Source organism: Synechococcus sp. H55.11, from assembly GCF_047462475.1.
Lineage (GTDB): Bacteria > Cyanobacteriota > Cyanobacteriia > Thermostichales > Thermostichaceae > Thermostichus.
This window is the reverse complement of the sequence record NZ_JANSJI010000083.1, coordinates 20275-21449: the sequence shown is the minus strand read 5'-3', so window position 1 is coordinate 21449 and position 1175 is coordinate 20275. Positions and strand designations below refer to the sequence as shown.

At 63.3% G+C, this 1175-nt stretch carries 1 protein-coding gene; it reads left to right on the top strand.

All coding sequences use genetic code 11. The annotated features are described in order from the left end of the window. The first annotated feature begins 20 nt into the window (after positions 1–20). On the top strand, positions 21–1157 hold the full coding sequence (gshA, locus tag NW853_RS03575) for a glutamate--cysteine ligase (RefSeq protein WP_414347813.1): 1137 nt from the start codon (positions 21–23) through the stop codon (positions 1155–1157). The last annotated feature ends 18 nt before the right edge of the window (positions 1158–1175 follow it).

Below are 1175 nucleotides of genomic sequence, written 5' to 3'. Positions count from 1 at the left end.
CTGCGGCTGGAGGCTGGCCTGTGCTGTTGACCAAGGGCTTTGAGGTGGAGATGTACACCGGCACCGCCGCCGGGGAAGTGGTGGGCCTATCGGATCGCATCTGCCAGGCTTTGCCGGAGTTTGTGCGAGAACCCGATCGGCGCAACGTTGAATACATCACTCCTCCTCTCCGCCGCTACGAAGACCTGCTCTGCGCCCTGCTACAACCCCGGCTGCAATTGCGGCAATTTTTGCGCCGCCTGGGCCCCTACACCTTGCTGCCGGGGAGCACGCTGGCTTTGGGCGGCAGCGACCACTTCGAGCGCTCGGATCCGGGCAACCCCTACCACGACTACATCGAGCGCACCTACGGCACGCGGGTGGTGACCGCCAGCATCCACATCAATGTCGGTCTGCCGGATACGGGGGCCATCTTCCTCGCCTGTCGCCTATTGCGGGCGGAAGCCCCTCTTTATTTGGCCCTGAGCGCTTCTTCTCCTTTTCTGGACGGCCAGGTAACGGGCTACCATTCCAGCCGTTGGCAGGTGTTTCCCAAAACGCCAGCCCAGGTGCCCTTCTTCCGGGATCACGCCCATTACATCACCTGGATGCAGGAGCAACTGGCCCTGGGCACGATGCAGAATGTACGCCACCTCTGGGCTTCTGTGCGGCCCAACGGCCCGGAGCGGCCCTACCAGCTTAACCGGGTGGAGCTGCGCATCTGCGACCTGGTGGCGGATCCGGTGATGATTCTGGCCATCACCGCCCTAGTAGAGGCCCGCCTCTGGCAATTGCTATCTCAGCCGGAGGCGCTGGATCCCTTGGGGGGGCCTTTTACCCCAGCGGAGCTGGAGAGCCTTTGCGAGGCCAACGAGCAGGCTGCTGCTCGAGAATCGCTGCAAGCCCGCTTGCTCGACTGGCGCACTGGCCGCGAACGCTTAGCCCAGGAGTGGATTGAAGAGCTGCTGACCGAAGCCTGGCGCATCGGCCAACCCCAGGGCTTGGGCTGCTTCTTGGCTCCCCTGCAAACTCTGCTCCAACAGGGCAACGAGGCCCAGCGCTGGCTGAAGCAGGTCAACCAGGGATCCACACCCGCCCAGGTGTACCAACGGGCCATCCAGGAACTGGCCGAACAAGACCGAGAAAGACAAGAGACCCTCTGCCAACTGGTTGGCTAAGCCTCTGCGCAAGGGTGG